General features: G+C 73.4%; 18 protein-coding genes and 5 tRNA genes. 14 read left to right on the top strand and 9 right to left on the bottom strand.

Annotation, left to right across the window (positions count from 1 at the left end; translation table 11 throughout):
• The first annotated feature begins 59 nt into the window (after window positions 1-59).
• The 6 genes from ACFW48_RS26970 (at window position 60) to ACFW48_RS26945 (ending at window position 9494) form a co-directional block, all read left to right on the top strand.
• Window positions 60-887, top strand: a complete 828-nt coding sequence (locus ACFW48_RS26970; RefSeq protein ID WP_386318667.1) for a MetQ/NlpA family ABC transporter substrate-binding protein — start codon at window positions 60-62, stop codon at window positions 885-887.
• A 147-nt stretch (window positions 888-1034) separates the two neighbouring features.
• Window positions 1035-1673 carry a GNAT family N-acetyltransferase gene (locus ACFW48_RS26965; protein ID WP_386318666.1) on the top strand — a complete coding sequence of 213 codons (639 nt, stop codon included), beginning with the start codon at window positions 1035-1037 and terminating at the stop codon, window positions 1671-1673.
• A gap of 119 nt (window positions 1674-1792) precedes the next feature.
• Window positions 1793-3013, top strand: a complete 1221-nt coding sequence (gene cbiE, locus ACFW48_RS26960; protein ID WP_386318664.1) for a precorrin-6y C5,15-methyltransferase (decarboxylating) subunit CbiE — start codon at window positions 1793-1795, stop codon at window positions 3011-3013.
• A gap of 348 nt (window positions 3014-3361) precedes the next feature.
• Window positions 3362-7231, top strand: a complete 3870-nt coding sequence (gene cobT, locus ACFW48_RS26955) for a nicotinate-nucleotide--dimethylbenzimidazole phosphoribosyltransferase (protein WP_386318663.1) — start codon at window positions 3362-3364, stop codon at window positions 7229-7231.
• A 210-nt stretch (window positions 7232-7441) separates the two neighbouring features.
• A complete protein-coding gene (gene cobA, locus ACFW48_RS26950) occupies window positions 7442-8674 on the top strand; it encodes a uroporphyrinogen-III C-methyltransferase (RefSeq protein ID WP_386318662.1) in 1233 nt (410 codons plus the stop codon).
• Window position 8675: 1 nt separating this feature from the next.
• Window positions 8676-9494 carry a TrmH family RNA methyltransferase gene (locus tag ACFW48_RS26945; RefSeq protein WP_386318660.1) on the top strand — a complete coding sequence of 273 codons (819 nt, stop codon included), beginning with the start codon at window positions 8676-8678 and terminating at the stop codon, window positions 9492-9494.
• A 122-nt stretch (window positions 9495-9616) separates the two neighbouring features.
• Here ACFW48_RS26945 and ACFW48_RS26940 read toward each other — a convergent pair whose 3' ends face one another.
• Window positions 9617-11089, bottom strand: coding sequence for a protein kinase (locus ACFW48_RS26940; RefSeq protein ID WP_386318684.1), 1473 nt, complete (start codon window positions 11087-11089; stop codon window positions 9617-9619).
• A 599-nt stretch (window positions 11090-11688) separates the two neighbouring features.
• Between ACFW48_RS26940 and ACFW48_RS26935 the strand changes: the two genes are divergently transcribed.
• From ACFW48_RS26935 to ACFW48_RS26925, 3 genes are all read left to right on the top strand, one after another.
• Window positions 11689-11871, top strand: a complete 183-nt coding sequence (locus ACFW48_RS26935; protein WP_310874268.1) for a hypothetical protein — start codon at window positions 11689-11691, stop codon at window positions 11869-11871.
• Window positions 11872-12049: 178 nt separating this feature from the next.
• Window positions 12050-12994, top strand: a complete 945-nt coding sequence (locus tag ACFW48_RS26930) for a phosphotransferase family protein (protein WP_386318658.1) — start codon at window positions 12050-12052, stop codon at window positions 12992-12994.
• A 101-nt stretch (window positions 12995-13095) separates the two neighbouring features.
• Window positions 13096-13395, top strand: coding sequence for a zf-TFIIB domain-containing protein (locus ACFW48_RS26925; RefSeq protein ID WP_386318656.1), 300 nt, complete (start codon window positions 13096-13098; stop codon window positions 13393-13395).
• 59 nt (window positions 13396-13454) lie between these two features.
• On the opposite strand, the gene ACFW48_RS26920 is transcribed toward ACFW48_RS26925, so the two are convergent.
• The 5 genes from ACFW48_RS26920 to ACFW48_RS26900 form a co-directional block, all read right to left on the bottom strand.
• Window positions 13455-13526: transfer RNA gene (locus tag ACFW48_RS26920), tRNA-Val, on the bottom strand.
• Window positions 13527-13548: 22 nt separating this feature from the next.
• A tRNA-Val gene (locus ACFW48_RS26915) sits at window positions 13549-13620 on the bottom strand.
• A gap of 51 nt (window positions 13621-13671) precedes the next feature.
• Window positions 13672-13743: transfer RNA gene (locus ACFW48_RS26910), tRNA-Val, on the bottom strand.
• A 1-nt stretch (window position 13744) separates the two neighbouring features.
• A tRNA-Cys gene (locus tag ACFW48_RS26905) sits at window positions 13745-13818 on the bottom strand.
• 38 nt (window positions 13819-13856) lie between these two features.
• Window positions 13857-13929, bottom strand: a tRNA-Gly gene (locus tag ACFW48_RS26900).
• A 177-nt stretch (window positions 13930-14106) separates the two neighbouring features.
• Between ACFW48_RS26900 and ACFW48_RS26895 the strand changes: the two genes are divergently transcribed.
• From ACFW48_RS26895 to ACFW48_RS26885, 3 genes are read left to right on the top strand one after another with little or no spacing between them, the layout of a single operon-like run.
• Window positions 14107-15159: a chorismate-binding protein gene (locus tag ACFW48_RS26895; protein WP_386318654.1), complete on the top strand. Its 1053-nt coding sequence runs from the start codon at window positions 14107-14109 to the stop codon at window positions 15157-15159.
• The gene (locus ACFW48_RS26890; RefSeq protein ID WP_386318652.1) at window positions 15156-15977 is read left to right on the top strand and encodes an aminotransferase class IV; all 822 of its coding nucleotides are present in this window, start codon (window positions 15156-15158) and stop codon (window positions 15975-15977) included. Before ACFW48_RS26895 ends, ACFW48_RS26890 begins: the two co-directional genes overlap by 4 nt.
• A 50-nt stretch (window positions 15978-16027) precedes the next feature.
• A complete protein-coding gene (locus ACFW48_RS26885) occupies window positions 16028-16852 on the top strand; it encodes a GNAT family N-acetyltransferase (RefSeq protein WP_386318650.1) in 825 nt (274 codons plus the stop codon).
• Window positions 16853-16899: 47 nt separating this feature from the next.
• On the opposite strand, the gene ACFW48_RS26880 is transcribed toward ACFW48_RS26885, so the two are convergent.
• Window positions 16900-17424 carry a DsbA family protein gene (locus tag ACFW48_RS26880; RefSeq protein WP_386318648.1) on the bottom strand — a complete coding sequence of 175 codons (525 nt, stop codon included), beginning with the start codon at window positions 17422-17424 and terminating at the stop codon, window positions 16900-16902.
• A 191-nt stretch (window positions 17425-17615) separates the two neighbouring features.
• On the opposite strand from ACFW48_RS26880, the gene ACFW48_RS26875 reads away from it, so the two are divergent.
• Complete coding sequence (locus tag ACFW48_RS26875; protein ID WP_386318646.1) at window positions 17616-18065, top strand: hypothetical protein; 450 nt, start codon at window positions 17616-17618, stop codon at window positions 18063-18065.
• A 186-nt stretch (window positions 18066-18251) separates the two neighbouring features.
• Window positions 18252-18431, top strand: a complete 180-nt coding sequence (locus ACFW48_RS26870) for a hypothetical protein (RefSeq protein ID WP_386318644.1) — start codon at window positions 18252-18254, stop codon at window positions 18429-18431.
• Between the two features lie 86 nt (window positions 18432-18517).
• Here the strand turns inward: ACFW48_RS26870 and ACFW48_RS26865 are convergent, their stop codons facing one another.
• Complete coding sequence (locus ACFW48_RS26865; RefSeq protein ID WP_210961498.1) at window positions 18518-19078, bottom strand: CGNR zinc finger domain-containing protein; 561 nt, start codon at window positions 19076-19078, stop codon at window positions 18518-18520.
• A 408-nt stretch (window positions 19079-19486) separates the two neighbouring features.
• Complete coding sequence (locus tag ACFW48_RS26860; RefSeq protein ID WP_004002642.1) at window positions 19487-19900, bottom strand: SsgA family sporulation/cell division regulator; 414 nt, start codon at window positions 19898-19900, stop codon at window positions 19487-19489.
• Window positions 19901-19913: the final 13 nt, after the last annotated feature.

The following is a 19913-nucleotide window of genomic DNA, read 5'->3' as shown; positions in this document are numbered from 1 at the left end:
ACCGGACTCCCCGTCACCCGTGACGGGGTCGCACCACCCCATCAGGAAAGGCACTTTTCGTGCGTAACACCGCCAAGATCACCACCGCTGTCCTCGCCGCCGGAGCGCTCACCCTCGGACTCGCCGCCTGCGGCTCGGACAAGGACTCCGCCTCGGACACCTCCGGCCCGCTGATCGTCGCCGCGAGCCCCACCCCGCACGCCGAGATCCTGAACTACGTCAAGGACAACCTGGCGAAGGACGCGGGCCTCGACCTCGAGGTCAAGGAGTTCACCGACTACGTCACGCCGAACACGGCGACGGAGGACGGCTCGGTGGGGGCCAACTACTTCCAGACCCAGCCGTACCTCGACGACTTCAACAAGAAGAACGGCACCCACATCGTGTCCGTCGTCGACGTGCACCTGGAGCCCCTCGGCCTCTACTCCCACAAGGTCGACAAGGCCGACGGCCTGAAGAGCGGTGCGACCGTCGCGGTCCCGAACGACACCGTCAACGAGGGCCGCGCCCTGCAGCTGCTCGCGGCCAACGGGCTCATCACGCTCAAGGACGGCGCCGGCACCTCGGCGACCCCCTCGGACATCACCGAGAACCCGAAGAACCTCAAGTTCAAGGAGCTGGAGGCGGCCCAGACCCCCCGCTCCCTGGACGACGTGGACGCGGCCGTCGTCAACGGCAACTACGCCATCGAAGCCGACCTGAAGCCGGCCGAGGACTCCCTCCTCCTGGAGAGCGCCAAGGGCAACCCGAACAGCAACCTCCTCGCCGTCAAGGAGGGCCAGGAGGACGATCCGCGCGTGAAGAAGCTCGCGAAGCTCCTCAACTCGCCCGAGGTGAAGAAGTTCATCGAGGACAAGTACGCCGGCGCCGTCCTGCCCTCCTTCTGACCGCACCGCCGGTCCCGCACGGGGTCCGCTGCGCACGGGGGTCCGCTCCGCACCGGGGCGGACCCCGTGGTGTGGTTGAGTGCTTTCATGCTGCATGCTGGGCAGTTCGAGTAGGCCCTGACGGTTACACAGGTTACGGAGCGGCGCATGACGAGCACCTTCCCCAACATCTCCATCAGCACGGAGCGGTTGGTGCTGCGCCCCCTCGACGAGGACGACGTCCCCGCCCTCGCCGCCATGATGAACGACGAGCAGGTCGCCGCCTGGACCCACGTCCCCCAGCCCTTCACCGAGCAGTCCGCACGCACCTGGATCGGCGAGTACGCCCCCGCCGAGCGCACATCCGGCCGGGGACTCGACCTCGCGGTCACCGAGTTCCTCACCCAGCGCCTGGTCGGCGTCATCCAGCTGTCCAAGACCAACTGGCACGTACGGTCCACCGAGCTGTCGTACATCGTCGCCCCCTGGGCCCGGGGCGAGGGCTATGCCTCCGAGGCGGCGCTCGCCACCGCCCAATGGCTCTTCGGCGACCAGAAGTTCGAACGCATCGAGCTGCGCACCGCCGCCGACAACACCGCCTCCCAGCAGGTGGCCCAGAAGATCGGCTGCATCAGCGAGGGCGTCCTGCGCAACGCCTGCATAGCCCGCGTCCGCACCGACGACGGTGTCTGGACGGACGTACGCACCGACTTCATCGTGTGGAGCCTGCTGCCGGAGGACCTCGAGGGCGCGGCCGGGCAACTGACCGACAACGACGGTTTCACCACCTTCACCGACTGGAACTGATCCACGGGGGCTCCGACCACACCACCGCCCCGCCCCCAGGCCGCACCAGGTACCCTCACGGGGCGCGCCGGCCAACGGTTCCGCGACCACGACCTGCGAAACCCTGGAGACTGACGACGATGGCCGACCGGGTCACGGTGATCGGCTGGGACGGTTCGCCGCCGACCGCCGCGGCACGCTCCGCACTGGGCGCCGCCACACTGGTGGCCGGAGCCGCCCACCACCTGGCACTTCCCGAGGTACCGCCAGCCGCCGAACGCGTCCGCCTCGGCAGCGTCGCCCTCGCCGCCCGCCGCATCGCCGCCCACCGCGGAACGGCGGTCGTGCTGGCCGACGGCGACCCCGGCTTCTTCGGCGTCGTACGCACTCTGCGCGCACCCGAGTTCGGCCTGGAGGTCGAAGTCGTCCCGGCGGTCTCCTCCGTGGCCGCCGCCTTCGCGCGCGCCGGTATGCCCTGGGACGACGCCCATGTGGTCGTCGCCCACCCCCGCACCCTGCGGCGCGCGGTGAACGTATGCCGGGCCCACACCAAGGTCGCGGTCCTCACCTCCCCGGGCGCCGGACCCGCCGAACTGGGCCTGCTGATGGAGGGCATCCACCGCACCTTCGTCATCTGCGAGGAACTCGGCACCACGCGCGAACGGGTCACCGTCGTCACCTCCGACAAGGCCGCCGACCACACCTGGCGCGACCCGAACGTCGTCATCGTCGTCGGCGGTGCGGTAGGCCCCGGCACCGCGACCGACGGCACGGGCTGGGTCGCCGGCCGCGACCCCGCCGCCGGTCCGCGCGGCTGGGCCCTGCCCGCCGAGGCGTACGCCGGCGAACTCGGCGAGGGCGAGACCGACCTGCTCCGCGTGGCCCAACTCGCCCGGCTCGGCCCGCGCCTCGGCGACCTGGTGTGGGACATCGGCTGCGGCAGCGGCGCCTTCGCCACCGAGGCCGCCCGCGCGGGCGCCGCGGTCATCGCGGTCGACCGCGACCCGGACGCCTGCGCCCGCACCGAGGCCACCGCACGGCACTTCGGCGCCCAGCTCCAGATCGTGCACGGCACCGCTCCGCACGTCCTGGAGAACCTCCCCGAGCCCGACGTCGTCCGGGTCGGCGGCGGGGGAGCGGCCGTGGTCTCCGCGGTCGCCGACCGGCGGCCGCAGCGCATCGTCGCGCACGCCGCGACCCGTGACGCGGCCGAACTCGTCGGCAGGGACCTGACGGAGCACGGCTACCGGGTCGAGTGCGCCCTGCTGCAGTCCGTCGGACTCGACACCCGGGCCTGGACGGAGACCGAGCGGAGCGTCGTGTTCCTGCTCAGCGGGGTCCTTCCGGACCGCGCCCCGTGATCGGCTTGTCATACCGCGCGGGGTAGGCTGGCGGATTGTTGTACCGCACTCGGACACCCGGCACTTCGTCGGTCAATGTCCGTAAAAACCCGCCCGATCCGGGCTGGGTGTGGTACGGCAGAACCGGAGGACGCGCAACGTGGCGCAGTCCACAGCGGGCCGTCGCGGATCAAGCTGTCGTGGCGGGGGAATGACCGCGACAATGCCACTCAATGGCTTTGTCGTCTTTTCCGGCGGGTCGTTCGTGCCGCTGGGCACGCACGCTCGTTCTTCACTGCGGGGCGGTCGGTGCGCCGTCCCGGGTGTAGCTGGTCGTAGAAGCACTAACCGATGGGCGAGGGGTTACGCATGACCGACACCGGCCAGATCCCGGGCGAGGGGCTGCCGGAGAACGCAGGCATGGTGGAGCAGCCGGGCGTCCCCGCACCCGGCGCGTACGCCTACCTCTCCGAGACCACCGCCGAGGACGAGGACCTGTTGTTGCTGCCGGGAGCCAAGAGCGCCTGGGGCAACGAGGTCGCGCCGCCCGCGCCGGAACCGGTCGTCGAGACCGTGCACCAGCCGGGCCCGCACGAGATGTCCGGCCGCGACAGCGGCTCGGTCGACCTCGGCGGCGTCCGCCTGCCGGAGCCCGAAGCGACACCCGAGCCCGCGTCCGCGCCGGTGCCACCGCGCAGGCCGCTGCACCTCGGTCCGCCGATCCCCGACACCTCCGCGAGCCCGGTCCGTTCCCTCGCCGACCGCGGCCCGGCCGACGCGCCGGCGCGGCACTCCGGCCCGCCGGCCGCCGGTCCCGAGTACCTCGACGCCCCGCAGGCGGCCGCGATGCCACCGCAGGGTGCGGCGCCCTGGGGAGCGCAGGCCCCGGTGAGCGACGGGGCGGCGCATGCGGAAACGGTTGTTCCGGTACCGGAACAGGCGGCCGAGCCGGTGGGCGCGGCCCAGGCGCTCGTGACCCGCGTGGCGACGGAGGCCGTGGCGGCGACGGGCGGTACGACCGGAGAGGCTGAGGTCGGCGAGTCCGGCGAGTGCGATTCCGGTGAGACCAGCGATTCCGGTGAGACCAGCGAGACCAGCGAGACCAGCGATTCAGGTGAGTCCGCTGAGTCCGGCGAACCCGCTGAGTTCGGCGAACCCGGTGAGCCCGGTGCCCCCGGCGCAGTCGGCGAGGCCGAGATTCCGACTGTCGTCGCCGCCGCCGAGGCCGAGATTCCGACTGTCGACGCCGCCGCCGAGGACCGGACCGAGACCGTGGCCGACGACGCAGACGGTCCCGTCGGTGCCGACGCGGTGCCGGGTGACGAGGCCACCTCCGACCCCGAGACGCCGAACACCGGCGGCGAGGACCTGGCGGCCGCAGTAGTGCCCGAGGCCGTCGAGGGGGAGGCGCCCGCCCCGGAGGCCGAGGCGGAGCAGGCCGCCGAGCCCGACCCGGGACCCGGCCCCGGCCCCGGCCCCGGCCCCGAGCCTGTGGAGGAAGCCGTACCGGCCCCCGAGGCGGTCACTCCGGAGCCCGCGCCCGAGCCTGTCCGGGCCGTCGAGCCCGTCGAGCCCGCTCAGCCCGCCCAAGAGGTCTTCGCGCAGCCGGTCTCGGAGGACCCGCAGGTTGCCGAGGCCACCGAAGCGCCCGCGCCCGTCCAGACAGCCGAGCCGGCCGAGGCTCCCGAGCCGCAGGAGCCCTCGCTCGCCGAGGCACCCGCTGTCGACCAGGCACCCGACGCGGTCGCGCCGTCCAACCACGCCGAATCCGAGCCGTCCCCGGAGACACCGGTACCGGCAACGGCCGTACAGCCGATGCAGGCACAGGCACAGGCGCACCCGCGGCCGGGCGCGCAGCCCGAGCCCGACGCGCGGCCCGCACAGGCAACGGCGGCACACCCACAGCCTGCTGCGCAGCCCGCACCCCAGGACACCAGACCACAGCCGGACGTCCAGCCCGCCGCCGACGACCGGCCGCACGTCCAGCCCGTCCCGGACCAGCCGCACCCCGCTCAGGGCCCGCAGTCCCTCGTGGACGTCGCCGTACCGCAGGAAGCGGACGTGCCCCACAGCGTGCCCGAACCCGTGGAGTCCGACGCGACGCCGACGGGCACCGTCGAGGCAGAGGCAGAGGCAGAGGCAGAGGCAGAGGCAGTCGACGCAGAGCCCGCGGCTCAGCCCGAGGCCGAGGCCCAGTCCGAGCCCCACCCCCACCAAGCCGTCGGCGAGTACCCCGACCAGCCCGTCGGCCAGTTCGTGCCGGTCGACGGCGGTCAGGTGCCCACCACCCCGCACCTCGCCCCGACGCCGCCCGAGGCCGTCCTCCTCCCCTCGGAGGCACAGGCTGACGCGCAGGAGCCGGACCACGTCGCCGCGGTCCCCGCCCCGCGCGAGGCCGACCCCGAGGTCGCCCAAAGCGCCGACGACCTGGACACGCGCGCCGCCGACCAGGAAGACCCGCACGACGTGAGCACGGCCGCCGTGGCGGAAGTACGGCAGTCCGCCGGCCCGGCGGCACCCGCCTACGACGACGTCGAACGCGAGGCCGTCCTCAAAGTCATGCGCGAACGCCGTGACATCCGCAACGGCTTCCGCAGCGACCCCATCCCGCACGAGGTGCTGCTCCGCGTCCTGGAGGCCGCCCACACCGCGCCCTCCGTCGGCCACTCGCAGCCCTGGGACTTCGTCGTCATCCGCTCCGCCGACACCCGCCGCGCCATGCACGAACTGGCGATGCGCCAGCGTGAGGCGTACGCGAAGTCCCTCCCCAAGGGCCGGGCCAAGCAGTTCAAGGAACTGAAGATCGAGGCCATCCTCGACACCCCGGTCAACATCGTCGTCACCGCCGACCAGACCCGCGGCGGCCGGCACACCCTGGGCCGGCACACCCAGCCGCAGATGGCGCCGTACTCCTCCGCGCTCGCGGTCGAGAACCTCTGGCTCGCCGCCCGCGCCGAGGGCCTCGGCGTCGGCTGGGTCAGCTTCTTCGACGAGCGCGAGATGGTCCGCGCCCTCGGCCTGCCCGAGCACCTGGACGTCGTGGCGTACCTGTGCGTGGGCTACGTCGACGAGTTCCCGGACGAGCCCGAGCTGATGCAGGCCGGCTGGTCCAAGCGACGCCCGCTGTCCTGGGTCGTGCACGAGGAGACGTACGGCCGACGCGCCCTGCCCGGAGAGGACCCCCACGACCTGCTTGCCGAGACCGTCGCACAGATCCGCCCGCTCGACGCCAAGGCGCTCGGCGAGGCATGGGAGCGGCAGAAGCGCATGACCAAGCCGGCCGGCGCGCTCGGCATGCTGGAGATCATCTCCGCCCAGCTGTCCGGCCTGTCCCGCCAGTGCCCGCCGCCGATCCCGGAACCCGCCGCCGTCGCGGTCTTCGCCGGCGACCACGGGGTGCACGCTCAGGGCGTCACCCCCTGGCCGCAGGAGGTCACCGCCCAGATGGTGGCCAACTTCCTGGGCGGGGGAGCGGTCTGCAACGCCTTCGCCACCCAGGTCGGCGCCGAGGTCTGCGTCGTGGACGTCGGTGTCGCCACCGACCTGCCCGCCACGCCCGGCCTGCTGCCCCGCAAGGTCCGCGCGGGCACGTCCGACATGACCACCGGTCCCGCGATGACCCGCGAGGAGGCCAAGCAGGCCATCGAGGTCGGCATCGAGACCGCCCGCGACCTGGTGGCGGCCGGCAACAAGGCGTTGCTCACCGGCGAGATGGGCATCGCGAACACCACCGCGTCCGCCGCGCTCATCTCCGTCTTCACCGGCGCGGACCCGGCCGACGTCACCGGCCGGGGCACCGGCATCAACGACGAGACACTCGCCCGCAAGACCGAGGTCGTCCGCCGCGCGCTGGAAGTCCACCAGCCCGACCCGGCCGACCCCATCGGCGTCCTCGCGGCGGTCGGCGGCTTCGAGCACGCGGCCATGGTCGGCCTGCTGCTCGGCGGCGCCTCCCTGCGCACGCCGGTGATCCTGGACGGCGTCAGCGCCGGCGCCGCCGCCCTGGTGGCCCGCGCGATCGCCCCCGAGGTCCTCGCGGCCTGCATCGCGGGTCACCGCAGCGCCGAGCCCGGCCACGTCGCCGCGCTCAACAAGCTGGGCCTGCGCCCGCTGGTCGACCTGGACCTCCGCCTCGGCGAGGGCACGGGCGCGCTGCTCGCGCTGCCGATGGTGCAGAGCACCGCGCGGGCGATGCACGAGGTCGCGACGTTCGACTCGGCGGGCGTCACCGAGAAGTAGCACCGCGGCGGGGCAGGGCGGCGCGGCCGGCGATCCGTCGCCCGCTGCCCGCCGCCCGCGCCCGGTCGCCCGCCCCGCCCCACCCCGCCGTACGCTGGACCGACCTCGTGCCACCTCCGCACGTCTCCTAGAATCCGCACGTATCCCCACGTCAGGGCCGCTCCATCGCCGCAGCGCCCACCGCACCGCCAGGACGAGGAGCCCTCCCTCATGGCCGAACACCCCGCCTACCCCGTAGGCCTCCGCCTCACCGGCCGTCGCGTGGTCGTCCTCGGCGGCGGGCAGGTCGCCCAGCGCCGCCTGCCCGCCCTCATCGCGGCGGGCGCGGACATCCGCCTCGTCTCTCCCGAGGCGACCCCCTCCGTCGAGGCCATGGCGGACGCGGGCGAAATCGCCTGGGAGAAGCGCCGGTACGCGGAAGGCGACCTCGCGGACGCCTGGTACGCCCTGATCGCCACCAGCGACACCGAAGCCAACGCCGCCGCCTCCGCCGAGGCCGAGCGGCACCGCGTCTGGTGCGTCCGCTCCGACGACGCCGACCGGGCCACGGCGTGGACCCCGGCGACCGGCCACAGCGAGGGCGTGACCGTCGCCGTGCTCACCACGAACGCGCGCGGCCGCGACCCCCGCCACACCGCCGCCATCCGGGACGCGGTCGTGGAGGGCCTGCGCGACGGCACCCTCGTCGCCCCGCACCACCGCACCCGCACCGCCGGAGTCGCCCTGGTCGGCGGCGGTCCCGGTGACCCCGACCTGATCACCGTGCGCGGCCGCCGCCTGCTCGCCGAGGCCGACGTCGTCATCGCCGACCGGCTCGGCCCGCGCGACCTGCTCGCCGAGCTGCCGCCGCACGTCGAGGTCATCGACGCGGCGAAGATCCCGTACGGCCGTTTCATGGCCCAGGAGGCCATCAACAACGCGCTGATCGAGCACGCCAAGCAGGGCAAGGCGGTCGTACGCCTCAAGGGCGGCGACCCGTTCGTCTTCGGCCGGGGCATGGAGGAGGCGCAGGCGCTGGCCGAGGCGGGCATCCCGTGCACCGTCGTCCCCGGCATCTCCAGCTCCATCTCGGTCCCCGGCGCGGCCGGCATCCCGGTCACCCACCGGGGCGTCGCCCACGAGTTCACCGTGGTCAGCGGGCACGTCGCCCCCGACGACGAGCGCTCCCTGGTCGACTGGCCGTCCCTCGCCAAGCTCACCGGCACGCTCGTGATCCTCATGGGCGTCGACAAGATCGGCCGGATCGCCGAGACCCTCGTCGCGCACGGCAAGTCCCCGAAGACCCCGGTCGCCCTCGTCCAGGAGGGCACGACGGCCGCCCAGCGCCGAGTCGACGCGACCCTCGCCACGGTCGCCGAGACGGTCGTCACGCAGGAGGTCAGGCCACCCGCCGTCATCGTCGTCGGTGAAGTCGTCGGCGTCGGCCCGCACGGGGCGGCGTGACATGGCCGACCTCATCACGATCCACGACCCCGACGACCCGCGCCTGCACGACTACACCGGCTTGACCGACGTCGAACTGCGCCGCCGCCGCGAACCCGCCGAGGGCCTGTTCATCGCCGAGGGCGAGAAGGTCATCCGGCGGGCCGGCGAAGCGGGCTACGCGATGCGCTCGATGCTGCTCTCGGCCAAGTGGGTCGACACCATGCGGGACATCATCGACGAGGCCCCCGCCCCGGTGTACGTCGTCGACCCCGCGCTCGCCGAACGGGTCACCGGCTACCACGTGCACCGCGGCGCCCTCGCCTCCATGCAGCGCAAGCCGCTTCCCACGGCGGCGGACCTGCTGCGCACCGCCCGCCGTGTCGTCGTCATGGAGTCGGTCAACGACCACACCAACATCGGCGCCATCTTCCGCTCCGCCGCCGCCCTCGGCATGGACGCGGTCCTGCTCTCCCCGGACTGCGCGGACCCCCTGTACCGGCGCAGCGTGAAGGTCTCGATGGGCGCGGTCTTCTCCGTCCCGTACGCCCGCCTCGACGCCTGGCCGGCCGGCCTGGAGACGCTCCGCGACGCGGGCTGCACGGTCCTCGCCCTCACCCCCGACGAGCGGGCCAAGCCCCTCGACGAGGTCGCCCCGCACCGGATGGACCGGGTGGCCCTCATGCTGGGCGCCGAGGGCGACGGCCTGTCCCGGCGGGCCCTGGCGGCGTCCGACGAGTGGGTCCGCATCCCGATGTCCCACGGCGTCGACTCCCTCAACGTGGGCGCGGCGGCAGCGGTCGCCTTCTACGCGGTGGCGACGGGCCGGCCCTCGGCGTAGGACCGGCAGGCCGACCGGCCACTCGGCCTACGCGCAGGCCACCCGGCCGAGGACCGCGGGCCGCTCGTCGACCGTCCGCAACCCGTCCGTCCACAGCCCGTCGACGGTCTGCACCCGTCCGTCTACAGCCCGGACACCCGGTGTCCGGGAGAGTGGCTCCGTACGTCCACCCGCTCCTGCTGCGTCCGTACGCCGTCCCGGTCGTCGCCGAGACCCCGCGCCGGGCCCTGGCAGCCCTGCGCGGCGGCGATGCCCAGCGCGACCAGCAGCGTCACGACCACGAACACGAACAGCCGCTGCCGCAGCAGCCGCGGATTCGCGGGCCGTCGCCAACGGGTTCCCGTGGTCCTCGGCGCCGTACGGCCGGCTCCACTGCGCGGCGCGGGCCGTCCGCCGCTGTCGTTGCGGGAGGTGTTCCGGCCGGTGGTGTTGCGGGAGGCGGGAGTGGGCCGCGACCCCGACCGCGCCCCTGGTCCGCCGCCGCGCGAGGCGCTGCCGCCCCGGGCGGTGGATCCGTTGCGGGACGGCGTGCCACCGCGCGAGGGTGAGCCGCCACGCGACGGGTCGGCACCGCGCGACGGATCGCCACCGCGTGCCGCAGCCGGGCCCCGGGCCCCCGAAGTGCTCCGCGGCGCGGGCGTGCCCGGTGCGCCCGGCCGGCCCTGCGGACGCCGCTGAGCACGCTCCGGGTAGGTGTCGGCGAGCCGACCCGTGGGCAGGTCCGCCTCCCCGCTGCGCGGCGCGGGCGGCCGTACGTCGGCCAGGCCCTGTGCCTCCCGGGCGGCGATCTCCTTGAGCCGCAGGGACAGTTGCAGTGTGCTGGGGCGCTCCTCGGGGTCCTTGGCCAGGCACGCCCGCACCAGCGGGGCGACGGCGTCGGGGACGCCGTGCAGCTGGGCCTCCTCATGCACCACGCGGTACAGCATCACCTCGGAACTGCCGTGCCCGAAGGGCGAGTCGCCCATCGAGGCGTACGCCAGTGTGGCGCCGAGCGAGAACACGTCCGTGGCCGGTGTGACCGCCGCCCCGCGCACCTGCTCCGGCGCGAGGAACCCGGGGGAGCCGACCGCGGTGCCGACGTGCGTGAGCGTGGAGGCGCCCGTCGCCCAGGCGATGCCGAAGTCGATGATCCGCGGCCCCTTCGGGGACAGCAGGATGTTGGACGGCTTCAGGTCCCGGTGCACCACGCCGGCCTCGTGCACGGCGACCAGTCCCTCGGACAGGGCGGCGCCCACGGCGGCGACGTCCGCCGCGCCGAGCGGGCCTCCGTCGGCGACCTTGTCGTGCAGGGAGGGGCCGGGCACGTACTGCGTGGCGAACCACGGCCGGTCCGCCTCCAGGTCAGCGGCGACCAGCCGGGCGGTGCAGCCGCCGCGGATGCGCCGGGCGGCCGAGACCTCACGAGCGAACCGTGAGCGGAATTCCTGGTCCTCGGCCAGGTCGGGCCGGATGACCTTGAGCGCGACCCGCTGCCCCTTCTTGTCGGAGCCCAGGTAGACCACGCCCATTCCACCCGCGCCGAGCCGCCTGTGAAGCCTGAACGAGCCGACGACGCGCGGGTCCTCGCGCCTCAGGCGCATCATCGCCATGTTCATCCCCGCTGCCCGGTCCCTGTGACGAGCCACAGCTTACGTTTCCACGGCCGCCCGCGCGCAGAGGCCGCGCCCTCTCGGAACGACGGATTGTCAGTGCCGGGTGCGAGAGTTGAGGAGCGGTCAGGGAACGTGGGAGCGGCTCGGCACCGGTCCGCCGGTGATCCCAACCGCCCGCCACGGGGCGGGGATTGGACTGGGGGAGGTGGAGCGGGTGGGGACGGCGGAGGACACCGGCAAGGCGCCCCGCCCCCGCGGCGTGGCGGCGGACGAGCTCGTGCGCGGGGCGGAGGCAGGGGTGCGCCCGGACCCGGCGGAAGTGAGCGAAGTCACCGGGCGGCGCGGAGATACCGGGGCACGCGGGCTCCCCCTCCGGGAAGACCCCGAGACCCAGGGGCGTCGTTTGGACCCGTCTCCACCCAGGGGAGTACACCGCTGGTCATGGCTCATCCTCCGGGAGGCCCGGCAATCGGTACGAGGGCATGACGTCCGGGGAGCGCCGGACGCCTAGATTTGAGGTCAAGCGGCGGGTGCAGCACTCGTCCCCCGAGGTCAGACGCCCGCCGCTGCCAAAGACAACGGAATCGGTCAGGAGAGGGACCATGGCCCAGACGGTACCGCGGACGCTGGTCCGCACGCGGCGAAGCCGCCGTCAGGGACGTCGCCACCCCGCGGTGGCGACGCTCATGGCCCTGCCCCTGGCGGTCCTGCTCCTCCTCGTCTTCGACGGGTGGGAGACAGTGGCCACACAGGCGTCGTCCGTGGGTGTGATGCTGGGGCGCTGAGCGGCGACCCCAGGCCCGGAAGAGCGGTCCGGGCGGGGACATCCATCCATGAAACCCCGTGGGGACGGGGGTGCGGCGGACGGCAAAATGCCGGCGCAGCTGGGGAGCTGCGCCGGCATTGCTTTTGCCTCCGGGGCCGAGGGGCGGCGGCGGGCGGACGCCTGCGTACCCTCACCCCGTGACAACGGACCACCTCCTGCCCGCCCTGACGGCCCGCGCCAGGGAGAGGGCCCACGCCGGCGCCCCGGACTGCCCCTGCGGCGGTGCCCCCCTCGCCGGCACCACCCTCGCCGACCGCCCCGACGCCACCGTCGTCCGGCACGCCGGCATCGTCGCCAAGGCTCACGCGGCGGACGCCGACCCCGCCGAGCTGGCCCTCCGTGTCACCGTCGCCGCCCGCCTCCCCGGCATCCTCCTGCCCCCGCTCGACCCGACGCCCGTCGCCCTGCACGGGCGGCTCGTCACGTCCTGGCCCTACGGCACCCCCGTGGACCCGGAGGACCCGGACGCGGCGCCCTGGGAGGCCGCGGCCACCCTCCTCGCCCGCCTCCACCGGACTCCGGCCCCCAGTGCCGTACCCCCCATGCGCGGCCCCGCGAAGGCCGCGCAAGCCGTCGCCCGCCTCCGGACCGCCGCCCCGCACCACCCCGCCACCGCCCCCGTGCTGCACGCCTGGGCCACCCTCCCCGCCTGGGCCCGCGGGGAGGCCGCCATGCCGGGCCCGGCCACCCTCTGCCACGGCGACCTCCACCTCGGCCAGTTCGTACGCCACCCCGCGCCCGAGGGCCCCTGGCTGCTGATAGACGTCGACGACCTCGGCACCGGCGTCCCGGCCTGGGACCTGGCCCGCCCGGCGGCCTGGTACGCCTGCGGGCTGCTGCCGCCCGACGACTGGCACCGCTTCCTGACCGCCTATCGCGCGGCCGGCGGCCCGGCCGTCCCGCCGCACGGCGACCCCTGGCCCGCCCTGGACGTCCCGGCCCGCGCCCTCACCGCGCAGACCGCCGCCCGGGCCGTCGCCAAGGCCGTCGCGACGGACCGGCCCCTGGACGAGGTGGAGCGGTCACTGGTCGACGCCTGCGCCCGGATGGCCTCCGTCGGCCCCCGCGCCCCAAGCGGTTGAGCCGAAGTTTCGCGAAGCAGGGTGCAACCGACCCCCCGCCGGACAGAGTCTGTCCTGGCGATACGCGAAGCAGGACCGACCGGCGAGGAGTTGAGCCGAGCATGCAGTGCCCCAAGTGTCGCGCACCGATGCACACCTACAACCGCAACGGCGTTCAGATCGAGCAGTGCGGCGGCTGCCGCGGGATCTTCCTCGACTACGGCGAGCTGGAGTCGCTGACCCGCCTGGAGGCCCAGTGGTCCCAGTCCGCTCCGCCGCCGGCCCCGCCCGCCGCCCCGCAGGCCTACCCGGCCGCTCCGGCCCCCGCCTGGGGTGCCCCGCACGGCAGCCACCACGGCCACTACGGCCACCACGGTCACCACCGCCAGAAGGGCTTCGGCCGCATGCTCTTCTCCAGCTGAGCGAGCGGCGGAAGCACGACGAAGCCCCGGCCGTACGGAACGGCCGGGGCTTCGGTGTGTGGACGATACTGGGATTGAACCAGTGACCTCTTCCGTGTCAGGGAAGCGCTCTCCCGCTGAGCTAATCGTCCTGGGAGTGGTGCGAGTGCTGCGTGCGCGATACTGGGATTGAACCAGTGACCTCTTCCGTGTCAGGGAAGCGCTCTCCCGCTGAGCTAATCGCGCGGGGATCCATACGGAGATGATCCGTACGGGTCGGTGATCCTTGCGGATCAGTGGACGATACTGGGATTGAACCAGTGACCTCTTCCGTGTCAGGGAAGCGCTCTCCCGCTGAGCTAATCGTCCTTGGAGGTGGAGACGGGATTTGAACCCGTGTAGACGGCTTTGCAGGCCGTTGCCTCGCCTCTCGGCCACTCCACCAGGAGTGTAGGGGACCCGGGAGACCCCCTGTTCCTGCGAGCGGACGACGAGGTTCGAACTCGCGACCTCAACCTTGGCAAGGTTGCGCTCTACCAACTGAGCTACGTCCGCCTGTCGGTGCGGTCCGCTTGCGCGTCCCGGCGACGTCATGAACTCTAGCGGATTCCGGGGCCAGTACAAAAACGCGTTTGTGCAGCGTGCTGCGGTGCGTCCGCTCGCGGACCTGGTCAGGACACCCGGAAGGACAGGTTCGGGTCACCTCCGGGACACCGGCCTAGACTCGACAGCGTGCCCGACCTCCCTCCCCTCGCCCGCTTCGGCGACCGCCTCGCCACCGGTCTCCTCGACGTCACGAGCGATCCCGCCGCCCTCGACTCCACAGGTTTCTGGGCCGTCCGCGCGGACTTCGAAGGCCGTCTGACCTGCGCACGCTTCGCCGAGGTGCGGACATCCCCGGTGCCGGCGCCGGTACCGGGACGGTGGCGGGGGCCGGGCGTCGGTGACTGGGCGTCCTCCCTCGACCGCACCGCGTACACGGCGGCCGTACGGCGCATTCGCGAGCACATAGCCGCCGGCGAGGTCTACCAGGCCAACCTCTGCCGGGTGCTCTCGGCGCCCGTCGCCCCCGACGCCGACGTGGACGCCCTCACCGCCCTGCTGGCCCGCGGCAATCCCGCGCCGTACGCCGGAACGATCCGGCTGCCCGGGCACGGCGTCGAGATCGCCACCGCGTCGCCCGAGCTGTTCCTGCGCCGGGACGGCCGGGTCGTCGAGTCCGGGCCGATCAAGGGGACCGGGCGGACCGAGGCCGACCTGCTGGAGAAGGACTACGCCGAGAACGTGATGATCGTGGACCTGGTCCGCAACGACATCGGTCGGGTCTGCGCCACGGGGACCGTGACGGTGCCCGACCTGTGCGCCGTCGAGAAGCACCCGGGTCTCGTGCACCTGGTGTCGTCGGTACGCGGCGAGCTGCGCGCGGGCGCCGGGTGGCCGGAGCTGCTCGAGGCGGCCTTTCCGCCCGGGTCCGTCACCGGCGCGCCCAAGTCGAGCGCCCTGCGGATCATCGACGCCCTGGAGACCGCGCCCCGGGGCCCGTACTGCGGGGGCATCGGCTGGGTCGACGCCGACCGGGGCACCGGCGAGCTGGCCGTCGGCATCCGCACCTTCTGGATCGATCGTGCCGCGGGCCTGCTGCGCTTCGGTACCGGCGCCGGCATCACCTGGGGCTCCGATCCCGAGGGGGAGTGGCGGGAGACCGAACTGAAGGCGTCCCGGCTGCTCGCGGTAGCGTCGGGTGCGTACGAGGTGAACGGAAGCGGAGAGGCGCTACTGACGTGAAGATCTGGCTCGACGGCGGGCTGCAGGACATCGAGTCCGCCCGCGTCTCCGTCCTCGACCACGGACTGACCGTGGGCGACGGCATCTTCGAGACGGTGAAGGCGGTGGCCGGCAGGCCGTTCGCGCTGACCCGGCACCTCGACCGGCTGACCCGTTCGGCGCGCGGCCTGGGTCTGCCCGATCCCGACCTCGACGAGGTGCGCCGCGCCTGCGCCGCCGTCCTCGAAGCCAACCCCATGCCGCTGGGCCGGCTGCGCGTCACCTACACCGGCGGCCACGGCCCGCTCGGCTCCGACCGCGGCGAGCACGGCCCGACCCTCGTCGTCGCCCTCGGCGAGACCGGCCGCCGCCCCGACTCCACGGCCGTCGTCACGGTGCCCTGGACCCGCAACGAGCGCGGCGCGCTCACCGGCCTGAAGACCACCTCCTACGCCGAGAACGTCGTCGCCCTCGCCCGCGCCCGCGAACGGGGCGCCTCGGAGGCGCTGTTCGGCAACACGGTGGGGCAGCTGTGCGAGGGCACGGGGTCGAACGTCTTCGTCGTCCTCGACGGCGAGGTCCACACCCCGCCGGTCGCCTCCGGCTGCCTCGCCGGAATCACCCGGGCCCTGGCCGTCGAGTGGACCGACGCCCGCGAGACCGATCTGCCGCTGGACGTCCTGGACCGCGCCGACGAGGTGTTCCTGACCTCCACGCTGCGGGACGTGCAGGCCGTACACCGCGTCGACGACCGTGAACTGCCGGGCGCCCCGGGACCGGTGACCGCGAAGGCCATGCGGATCTTCGAGGAGCGGTCCGGGGACGTCCTGGACCCGTAGGCGCGGATATTCGGCTGCACTTCGCACCCCCGGCGGGTAGAACACCCGTGATGACCACCACCCTGCGGCCGACCGAGCCGCTTCAGCGCGCCGCCGACGGAACGCGTTCACGCCACTACCAGGTGTGCGTGAACAGCCGTCCCGCCGGCGCCATACACCTCGGCACGTCGAGAGCCTTCGGCGACTCGGTTGCCGTGATCCACAAGCTGCGCATCGACGAGCCGGACCGCCGGCGCGGCCGGGGTACGGTGGCCGCTCTCGCGGCCGAGGAGATCGCGCGGGGCTGGGGCTGCGGGCAGATCGAGGCGAGCGTCGCCCCCGACGCCGTGGCGGGTCTGCGGCTCGCCCAGGCGCTCGGCTACGTCCTGCGCACCCGCGGCATGACCAAGCAGCTCGGCGACACCCCGCCCGCCCTGCCCGCGGACAGCCGGGCGCGGCCCATGACACGGGACGAGTTCGACGCCTGGCAGGCCTACGAGTCGCAGCAGTACGCCCGGACCTGGATCGAGCGGGGAATGCCCGAGGCGGAGGCTTACGAGAAGGCGCGCAGTGATCACGAGATGCTGCTGCCGCAGGGGCTGGACACAGAGAACATGCTGTTCAGCGTGCTGGAGCACGAGAGGACGCGGGTCGGCGTCCTGTGGCTGGCGCTGCACGAGGGCCGGGCCTTCGTCTTCGACGTCGAGGCCGACGCGGCCCACCGGGGCCGGGGACACGGCCGCACGCTGATGCTGCTGGCCGAGGCGCAGGCGATCGCCGCGGGCCGAGCGCTGATCGGGCTCAACGTCTTCGCGGGGAACACCGCGGCCGAGCGCCTCTACGAGTCGCTCGGCTACGGGACGACGCGGTACAGCTTCTACAAACCGCTGCTCTGACGGCGGGTGGGATCGGGTGTGGCGGGGCCGAGGAGAGTGTTCCCGGATCAGTCCCGCTGTTCGGCCAGCAGCCGGTCCGCGATCTCCTCGACACGCTCGCGCAGCCCCTCCTGGCTCTTGCCCCCGTCGAGGCGCTCGCCGCCGATCACGTACGTGGGGGTGCCGGTCACGCCGATCGCCTTGCCCTCGGCCTGGTCGGCGTCGACGATCAGGATGTGCCGGCCGTCGATCAGCGCGGTGTCGAACTCCTCCGCGTCCAGTCCCAGTTCCCGGGCCACCTCCACCAGGAGGGGTTCTCCCTCGCGGTCCAGCTCCGACACCCGGTCCAGCACGGCCTCGGCGTACGGCCACCCCTGCCCCTGGGCGACGGCCTCCTCGGCGGCCTGGGCGGCCGCGAAGGAGTGCTTGTGCTTCTCCAGGGGGAAGTGCCGCAGCCGCAGCTCCAGGCGGTCGCCGTAGCGGGCGCGCAGGGCGCGGAGGTCGTCCAGGGCGGTGCGGCAGTCCGGACACTGGAGCTCGCACCAGACGTCGAGGACGGGCGCGGCGGGACGGGCGGGGGAGGAGTCGCTCATGCTCCCATTCTCCCAGCAGACGGGGCGGTGCCCCGACCACCGTCGTGCGACGGCCACCGGCACCTGGGGAGGAGCCGACCCCGAGATCTCCCTGATCTCGGGCCGGAGCATGGCCCCACGGCGCCCGGACGGTGCAGGATGGAAGGGACAGAACCTACTCGTGCCCGACCGAGCCCAGCCTGGAGGACCGGATGATTGCCGAGACCGTCTGCTCCGCGGTGTCCGCGGCAGGCCTGGGCATCGCGGCGGTCACCGCGTACCGCAGGCGATTCCTCACCGCGGCCCGCATCGCCGCCTACTCCCTCGTCCCGATCGGCCTGGTGATGACCGGGGTCGTCGAGTGGCTGGCCGACACGGCCTTCAGCCCGGTGGCCTGGGCAGGCTTCGCGGTGCTGGGCGTGTCCTGGGTGCTGTTCATGACCACGCGCACCGTGGAGCGCCGCCGCGGCGGCACCCGCAAGGAGCGCAAGGAGGCCCGCGCCGCCGCCCAGCGCGACGCGGTTGCCCCGGCTGCCTCGGAGCCCTCCCTGGGCCCCGGCTCCCGCCCGGCCCCCCAGCCCGCGTCCCGACCTGCGACGACGTCCCGCGGTGAGGACGACTTCAGCGACATCGAGGCGATCCTGAAGAAGCACGGGATCTGACCGTCGGCCGACCGCCGACCGGCCATCGGCGTCCCGGACTGAAACGACACAGCGGTCCGAGGCCGTCAGAGCGTGCTCCGGAATGATCACGATCCGACCTGGACATTGCGACATTCAACGAACTCCCGGTCTTTACGGGCGTGTTGATCGCGTAGGCCCCGCGTGCTGCGTCATCATCGCGGCGAGATGCCGGACACCACTCAGCTGGATACCCAGCTGGACCCGAGACAGAGCGAAACCGCGCGGGCGCACAGCGAACCGCGCGGCTGCCTCTTCGCCCTTTCCCAGCCACCGCTCATGATCTTCCTTGCGGTGATCGGGTGTCTGCTGCTCATGGCTTCGTTGCACGATCTGCTGTTGCTGTGAGCCGTACCCGCGTTCCCCGGCGCCACCCGCCGGGGACCGCGTCGCCACCAAGGGCATCGGAGTCCGCGCCGGTCGGGAGGGCGGTGTCAGCCCGCCGCCTCTTTGCGCCGTGCTCGGTACGCGGCCACGTGCAAGCGGTTTCCGCACGTGCGGCTGTCGCAGTACCGCCGCGAGCGGTTCCGGGACAGGTCGACGAAGGCGCGCCGGCAGTCGGGAGCCTCGCACCGCCGCAGCCGCTCCTGCTCACCGGCGACGACGAAGAACGCCAGCGCCATTCCGCAGTCGGCGGCCAGGTGGTCCGCGACGGAGGCGCCGGGCGCGAAGTAGTGGATGTGCCAGTCGTAGCCGTCGTGGTCGGTGAGCCGGGGCGTGGTTCCGGCAGCGGCGACCAGGTCGTTGATCAGTCCCGCCGCGGCCCGGGCCTCGGGGGCCGCGAAGACCGCCGCGAACCGGCCGCGGATCTTGCGCACCGCCGAGAGATCGAGCTCCGAGAGCACGCCGACGTCGCTGATTTCGTGCGTTCCCACAAATTCCTGGAGGGCCGCGACATCCGGCAGCCCGTCCGGCGCCGATTCGTCCTCCGGCACGGTGTTCACCAGATCCACCACGGTGTCGAGGGCGCACCGGGTGTCGTGGGTGATCAGCACATTTCGCTCCCTGGCCTGGGGTCGGGCGGGCGCCCGCCGATGCTGGCCGATGGTAGTGGCTTCCGCGGCGGGCCAACCGGCTCCGATCGCGGCCCCGGCCGTCGGTTGCCGGTAGAACGGCGCCCGACCTGCCTTCGTTCCCGGAGAGGGCGGCGGGAGGGGGCGGGAGGTGGCAGGAGTCAGCAGCGGGAGGGGGCGGGAGGTGGCAGGAGTCAGCAGCAGGAGGTGGCAGGAGCGGCAGGAGCAGCGCCAGGCGGCCGGCCGTGTGGGGTCCGGTCGCCGCACGCGCACCGGCGCCGCCCCCGCGGAGAACCGCGGCGACGACGCCGGTGTGTGCCGTATGCGGTTGTCCGGGCCCGTGCCGTCACCCCGAGTCGACGGCGACGGGCGGCTTCACGGTGCCTCGCCCTAGCTTTCCGCCAGGATGTGCGAGAGCTCCTGATCGAGATCGAAGTGCCGGTGTTCCGTGCCGGGCGGCACGGCGGCGTCTGTGCGCTTCAGGAAGGACTCCAGAGCCCGTGCCGGGGCCTCGAGCAGTGCCTCGCCCTCCGGGGAGCTCAGGGCGATGCACACGACGCCCTGGCCATGACTGCGGGACGGCCAGACACGGACGTCGCCGGTGCCGGTGGGGCGGTGGAGACCTTCGGCGAGGAGGTCGCGGGCGAACACCCACTCGACGGTTTCCTCGGCTCCGGTGTGGAAGGTGGCGTGCACGGCGTAGGGGTCGGCCGTGTCGTACCGCAGGCCTGCGGGGACAGGCAGGGAGGACTCGCTCGACACAACGAGGCGCAGGTGCAGCTCGCAGCTGACCGTGGTGTTCATAAGCGCCAGGGCC

The organism is Streptomyces sp. NPDC058812 (assembly GCF_042744565.1).
In the GTDB taxonomy this organism is placed as follows: Bacteria; Actinomycetota; Actinomycetes; order Streptomycetales; family Streptomycetaceae; genus Streptomyces; species Streptomyces thinghirensis.
Note: the sequence above shows the minus strand (reverse complement) of the source record. Positions and strands in the feature narration are given on the sequence as shown.